We start from the raw sequence: 6,986 nt of genomic DNA, 5'->3' as shown, positions 1-6,986 counted from the left end.
GCCCCTCTCCCACCTAACGGCGGGAGAGGGGCGCGCAGAACTGGCCTGTGAGGCATCGCACAGCGATCAACGGTTATGATCGACCAAGTTCTTTCCGTCTCTCTCGCTCGGTGGGAGAGGGCCGCTATTTTGGAGCGGAATGAGATAGCGTTGATCCGGTCATAGTAAATAGCGCAAAGGTTGCTTGCCTAGCGACAAGCGAGTGTGCTATACTTCCTGTGCCACCCCCTCCCCCGGGGGAAGGGGTATGCCAAACCGGAATGAGGTGAGCCGATGGATCACGAGCACAAGCAGCAGATCCTCAACCGTCTAAAGACGATTGAGGGCCACATTCGCGGCGTGCAACGTATGGTTGAGGAGGATGCTTATTGCATCGATCTGCTCAATCAGACGCGCGCGATCCAGCAGGCGCTCGCCAAACTTGATGCCGTCATCCTTGCCAACCATTTGCGCAGTTGCGTTACGACTGCGATTCGGAGCGAAAATGTCGGCGAGCGCGAGCGGGTGCTCACCGAGCTGTTGCAGGTCTTTGAGAGTACGCATCGTTAGTAAGGGAGGCGAACCGATGGTAACTGAGCAGTTCCGCGTTCCGGGGATGTCGTGCCAGCATTGTGTGCAGGCAGTGCGCAAAGAGGTCGGCGCGCAAGACGGTGTGTCGCAGGTTGAGGTCGATTTGACCAACAAGATTGTGACGGTCGTGCATGATGACGATGTTGATATTACCGAGATCGTGATGGCGATCAAAGAGGCCGGTTACGACGATGTGACGCCGTTAGGCATTGCGTGTTAGGGTGTACCCGTAGAGCCGCACGGCGGTGTGGCTCTACCCCAATGAATGAACCCCACATTCACCCAAGGTAATCGCCATGGCCGAACGTGAAATCACTCTGCCTATCACCGGTATGACCTGCGCGAGCTGTTCGGCGCGGGTCGAGAAGGCGCTGCGCAAGACGCCGGGAGTGCTGAGCGCCGAAGTCAATTTGGCCAGCGAGCATGCGCTAGTGCGGTTCGATCCGGCGCAGGCACAGCCAGCGGCGTTGCAAGCGGCGATCGAGCAGGCCGGCTACGGCGTGGTCACCGATGAGATCACGCTGGCCATTACCGGTATGACCTGCGCGAGCTGTTCGGCGCGGGTCGAGAAGGCGCTACGTAAGACGCCGGGAGTGCTGAACGCCGAAGTCAATCTGGCTAGCGAGCAGGCGCTGGTGCGCTACGTGCCGGGAATGGTCGATCGAGCCGATCTCGTCAAGGCAGTTGAGCAGGCTGGCTATGGCGTGATTACGCCGGCGGCAACCACTGCCGAGACAGAGGATGTCGAGGCGCGGGCACGGGCGCACGAGATGGCGGTGCGCCGGCGCCGGTTGGTGGTCGGCGTGGTCTTTAGTTTGCCGCTGTTTGTGCTCTCGATGGCGCGCGATTTCGGTCTGATCGCGCCGTGGCTGATCGGCGAAGGGGCAGCGATGGCGGCTATGTCCGGATCGTCAATGGCCGAAATGATGCCCATGATCGCCGCTCGCGACGATCTGCTCAACTGGCTGTTCTTGGCCCTTGCGACGCCGGTGCAGTTTTATTCGGGCCGTGACTTCTACCGCTACGCATGGCGGGCGCTGCGCATGCGCACAGCGACTATGGACACCCTGATCGCGCTTGGCTCGTCGGCGGCCTATTTCTACAGCCTCGTCCTCTTGCTCAGCGGCGCTCCCGGCCACGTCTATTTCGAGACGGCGGCGGTGATTATCACCTTGATTCTGGTCGGCAAGTACCTTGAGGCGCGGGCGAAGAGCCAGACTAGCGCGGCGATTAAGGCGCTGATCGGTTTGCAACCGAAGACGGCGCGGGTGCTGCGCGGCGGCCAAGAGGTTGATGTGCCGCTGAGCGAGGTGCGGGCCGGTGAAATGGTGATTGTGCGTCCGGGGGAAAAGATACCAGTCGATGGCGTCATCGTTACCGGCGAATCAACGGTTGACGAGAGCATGCTGACCGGCGAAAGTCTGCCGGTCGAGAAACAAGCCGGCGATACCGTCTTTGGCGCAACAATCAACCGTAGCGGCAGCTTCCAGATGCGGGCAACGCGGATCGGTAAAGACTCGGCGCTGGCCCAGATTGTGCGGTTGGTGCAAGAGGCGCAAGGCTCGAAAGCGCCGGTGCAGGCGCTGGTTGACCGGATTTCAGCCGTGTTTGTGCCAATCGTGATCGTGATCGCTCTACTGACTTTTGCTGGTTGGCTGTGGGCCGGGGCTGGCCTCACGCAGGCAATGATCTTCGCGGTGGCCGTGCTGGTTATCGCTTGCCCGTGTGCGCTCGGCTTGGCGACGCCAACAGCGATCATGGTCGGCACTGGCGTCGGCGCGACGCACGGCATCCTGATCCGTAATGCCGAAGCGCTAGAGCGGGCGGCGAGTTTGCAGACGGTGGTGTTCGATAAGACTGGCACCATCACCCATGGCCGGCCCGAAGTGACTGATATTGTGGCTGTGGCGCAACCGGTGTTGGCGCAAGCCGGCGCGGCTGAGGGGCCGGCTGATTTGGCGCTGTTGCAACTGGCGGCAGCGGCGGAAAGCCGCAGCGAGCATCCGTTGGGGATGGCGATCGTACAGGCGGCGCAGGAGCGTGGACTACCAATCGAACGTCCCAGCCGGTTTCAGGCGGTGAGCGGGTCTGGCGTCGAGGCAGAGGTGAGCGGGCAGACAGTGTTGATAGGTATGCCAGCATGGCTGGCTGAGCGCGGGGTAGATGTGACCGGATTGGCAGCGACCGTTGATCAGTTGCAGGCCAGCGGCAAGACAGTGATTGTAGTGGCGGCTGACGGCGAGGCGCGCGGCGTGATCGCGCTGGCCGATACTGTCAGACCTACCGCTGCCGCAGCCGTAGCCGAGTTGCGCCGGAGTAGTTTGGACGTGGCGTTACTGACCGGCGACAACCAGCGCACAGCCGCCGCGATTGCGGCAGCAGCCGGCATTCCGGCCAACGCAGTTTATGCCGAGGTCAAACCGCACGAGAAGGCAGCGATCGTGGCCCGCTTGCAACAGAGCGCAGCCGGCGCCAAGCCGCGGCGAGTAGCCATGGTCGGCGATGGCATCAACGACGCGCCAGCGCTTGCGCAGGCCGATGTCGGCATCGCGATGGGCAGCGGCACCGATGTGGCAATGGAGACCGCTGACATTACGTTGATGCGCAGCGATCCGCGCGGGGTCGCGCAAGCGATTGCGCTCAGCCGGGCAACGGTGCGTACCATCCGCTGGAATCTGTTCTGGGCCTTTGCCTACAACGTGATCTTGATTCCAGTGGCGACCGGTATCTTCTACCCGCTGACCGGCTGGCAGTTAAGCCCAGTCTTGGCAGCGGCAGCAATGGCCTTTTCGTCGGTGTTTGTGGTGAGCAATTCGCTGCGGTTGCGAGGGGTACAGTTGGGATAGGGTAGTGTAGCATTTCCGCTTGTCATTGCGAGGGGGCGCAGCCCCCGAAACAATCTCCTGCTTCAGCGAAACCAACCTCCTCAGGCATAGCACTCGTGATCGCGGGAGATAGCTTCGCCGCGCGGGGGTAGAGCGATGCTCTGCCCCCGCGCGGCGCGCAATGACAAATGGGGGGCAGGGCACGTAATGACATATTGCACCGATATGCTCTCCTCCCACAATCGTGGTATCATATCCTTGATACAGCAATAGTTCCCAATTGATGCCTAAAGGAGCCGTGATGCTCACCGATACTGCGCGCCAAATCATGCATGAATGGATTACCACTGATAGTCTGCGCAAGCATTGCGAGGCAGTGGCGGCGTGTATGAGCCACTTTGCCGCTAAGCAGGGCGCTGATGTTGATCTGTGGACGGCGGTGGGTCTGTTGCACGATCTCGATTTTGAGCGTTACCCGCATATGCCGGAAGCGGGGCCAGCAACGACAGCTGTCTCAGAAGCGTTGATCCGTGGCGATGAGGTGCCTGCCGAGTTGCCCGGCCATCCGTTCTACGGGGTGGCGTATCTTCGCTCGACGGGGTGGTCGCCAGAGATCTTGCGCGCGATTCTCAGTCATGCCGATTATAGTGGCATTCTGCCAGAAACGCCGCTTGAGCGCACCCTCTACGCGGTTGATGAGTTGAGCGGGTTTGTGACCGCGGTGGCGCTGGTGCGGCCTGACAAGAGCATTCATAGCGTTGAGGTGTCGGCGGTGCGCAAGAAGATGAAGGATAAGGCGTTTGCTGCTAAGGTTAGCCGCGAAGGGATTGTGCATGGGGCCGAGGTGATTGGGATGGATCTCGACGCGCTGATCGGCGAGGTGATCGCTGCGCTGCGCGCGGCGGCGCTACGCCTCGGGCTGGCGGGGATCAACCAATGAGCCTCGCGCTGCATGTCTGGCCAGCGACGGCTGCCGTTGCCAGCGGTAGACTTTTCGTGGGTGGGTGCGATACGGTGGCGCTGGCCGAACAGTTCGGCACCCCGCTCTATCTGCTTGATGAGGCGACGCTAAGAGGGGCAATGCGGGCATACCGGCAGTCGTTTGCCGACGCCTATCCCGGCCCGGTGCGGGTGCATTACGCCGGCAAGGCGCTGCTCAATACGGCGTTGGCCCAGATCGTGGCCCAAGAGGGGCTAGGACTCGATGTCGTCTCAGCGACTGAGTTGCTGGTCGCGCGGCGGGCTGGGGCGCCGATGGCGCATGTCCATCTGCACGGCAATGCCAAGAGCGATGCCGAGCTTGAGCGGGCAGTGGCGTGGCGGGTGGGGGCGATTGTGGTAGATACCCTCGACGAGCTGGCCCGTCTGCGCGCCATGACTATGCAGCTCGCCGAGCCGCAAGGAGTGTTGCTGCGGATCGCGCCGGCGATCGAGGCCGATACCCACGCCCACATTGCGACCGGCGGTGAAGCGGCGAAGTTTGGCTTGCCGCTGGCCGCGCTTGATGAGGCCGTCGCGCAAACGCTGGCCGCGCCGGGTTTGCGCTGGCTAGGGTTGCATGCGCATATCGGTTCACAACTGTTTGTGCTCGATCAAGTTGTGGCCACTGTTAACGTGCTGGCTGCTCAAGCTGCCCGCCTGCGCGAGCGGTTTGGGGTGACGCCGGTTGAATTGAGTCCCGGTGGCGGGTTGGGGGTGCCTTACACTGTCGAGCAGCCGCCGGCCGATATTGCTCGCTATGCGCAGGTGGTGAGTGCGGCGCTGCAAGCGGCGTGCGCGCGTTGCGATCTGCCGCTACCCCGGCTGACGGTCGAGCCGGGCCGGTCGATCGTGGCACGGGCAGGGGTGGCGCTCTACCGGGTGGTGGGGCGCAAAGGCCGGCGCTGGCTGCACATTGATGGTGGTATGGGGGATAATATCCGGCCAGCGTTGTACGGCGCGCGCTACAGTGCGGTGCTGGCGAATCGCGCTAGCGAGCCGGCCAGTGAGCCGGTCGCTGTCGGCGGACGCTATTGTGAATCGGGTGATGTGCTCTTGCCAGAGATTGCCTTGCCGCCAGCCCAGCCGGGCGATCTGGTCGCAGTGGCGACGGCGGGAGCCTATACGCTCAGCATGGCCAGCAACTACAATCTCGTGCCGCGCCCGGCGGTGGTGTTAGTCAGCGATGGTCAAGCCCGCCTGATCCAGCGCCGCGAGACCGAGGAGGATGTGCTGGCGCGCGATATGATGTTGTGATGGTGGTTGGCTGCGGTCGTGGGACGCCGTGGTATCGGTGTGAGGTGTGGTGATGGCGGAACGGCTCTACGGCGGGATTGAGGCGGGTGGGACGAAGTGGGTGTGCGCGATTGGGACGGGGCCAGACGATATTCGGGCCGAGATCCGTTTCCCGACCACGACACCCGCCGAGACGTTGGGGCAGGCGATTGCATTCTTTCGTTCCCATCAGCCAGCGCAATTGGCGGCAATCGGGGTAGGTTCGTTCGGGCCGGTCGATCTCAACCGCGCGTCGCCGCACTATGGCTATATCACCACTACTCCTAAGCCGGGTTGGGCTAACACCGACGTGGTTGGGGTGCTCACGCAGGCGTTAGGCCGTCCGGTTGGGTTTGATACCGACGTGAATACGGCCCTGTGGGGCGAATGGCGGTGGGGCGCGGCGCGCGATTGCGACGTGGCGGTGTACATCACGGTGGGTACCGGCATCGGCGGTGGGGCGATGGTGGGAGGGAGATTGGTGCATGGCCTCATCCATCCCGAAATGGGTCATATTCGCCCGGTGCGAGACCCGGTTCGCGATCCGTTTCCCGGCATCTGCCCCTACCACGGCGATTGTCTGGAAGGGCTCGCGTGCGGCCCAGCTATGAAAGCGCGGTGGCATACGCCGGCAGAGCAGTTGCCGCCCGATCATCCGGCATGGGAACTCGAAGCTGACTATTTGGGGCAGGCGATGGCGACCTTGCTCTGCATGCTCTCGCCAGAGCGGATCATCATCGGCGGCGGTGTGATGAGCCAGCCCCAGATGTTCCCGCTGGTGCGGGCAGCGACGCAGCGTTGGTTGAATGGTTACTTGCAGCATCCGCATATTCTTAACAGCTCTGAAGAACTGATCGTGCCACCGGCTTTAGGCGCGCGCGCCGGGGTGCTGGGGGCGATTGCGCTGGCGATGGCGGCGACGGAGGGATATTAGGGGAATAGCCACAAAAAGACACAAAGGCTACAAAATGTTGTCGTGATTCTTCTCTCCTGCTCGGAGCGGAGCGAGAGGTGGCCCATCTATCTCTATCGTGTTAATGGGAAGGCCACGGGTAATACGGAATATCGGAGTGCACCTACCCACCTGACGGCGAGCGAGGGGAAGCCGCGAAGTGGGTTGGTACGGCATCACTGGTGCGATATGCCGCAGTGTCCCTCTCCCGCGCTAATAGGAGCGGGGCAGGGGGTGAGGGCGCAACATCCTATCCAAGGCCATCAACCACATCTGCTCTTATGAGTCCTGTCCGACTTTGCCGCATGGTGTGGACTGAGGTGGGGCAAGAACCGCGCGCTTTCTGTCATTGCGAGCCGCGCGGGGGCAGAGCATCGCTCTGCCCC

At 62.4% G+C, this 6,986-nt stretch carries 6 protein-coding genes; all 6 read left to right on the top strand.

Annotated elements, in window-relative coordinates; translation table 11 throughout:
* Positions 1–273 precede the first annotated feature (273 nt).
* On the top strand, positions 274–549 hold the full coding sequence (locus U9R81_RS19740) for a metal-sensitive transcriptional regulator (protein ID WP_322497119.1): 276 nt from the start codon (positions 274–276) through the stop codon (positions 547–549).
* Positions 550–565: 16 nt separating this feature from the next.
* On the top strand, positions 566–790 hold the full coding sequence (locus U9R81_RS19735; protein ID WP_322497118.1) for a heavy metal-associated domain-containing protein: 225 nt from the start codon (positions 566–568) through the stop codon (positions 788–790).
* A 76-nt stretch (positions 791–866) separates the two neighbouring features.
* Positions 867–3,416, top strand: coding sequence for a heavy metal translocating P-type ATPase (locus U9R81_RS19730; RefSeq protein WP_322497117.1), 2,550 nt, complete (start codon positions 867–869; stop codon positions 3,414–3,416).
* Positions 3,417–3,696: 280 nt separating this feature from the next.
* Positions 3,697–4,335 (top strand): HDIG domain-containing metalloprotein, encoded by a 639-nt coding sequence (locus U9R81_RS19725; RefSeq protein WP_322497116.1) that lies wholly within the window; start codon positions 3,697–3,699, stop codon positions 4,333–4,335.
* Positions 4,332–5,630, top strand: coding sequence for a diaminopimelate decarboxylase (gene lysA / locus U9R81_RS19720; RefSeq protein WP_322497115.1), 1,299 nt, complete (start codon positions 4,332–4,334; stop codon positions 5,628–5,630). Before U9R81_RS19725 ends, lysA begins: the two co-directional genes overlap by 4 nt.
* A 52-nt stretch (positions 5,631–5,682) precedes the next feature.
* Complete coding sequence (locus tag U9R81_RS19715) at positions 5,683–6,582, top strand: ROK family protein (RefSeq protein ID WP_322497114.1); 900 nt, start codon at positions 5,683–5,685, stop codon at positions 6,580–6,582.
* The last annotated feature ends 404 nt before the right edge of the window (positions 6,583–6,986 follow it).

Origin of the sequence: Chloroflexus sp. (assembly GCF_034435895.1) — a bacterium.
In the GTDB taxonomy this organism is placed as follows: domain Bacteria; phylum Chloroflexota; class Chloroflexia; order Chloroflexales; family Chloroflexaceae; genus Chloroflexus.
This window is presented reverse-complemented; position numbering and strand designations above follow the sequence as displayed.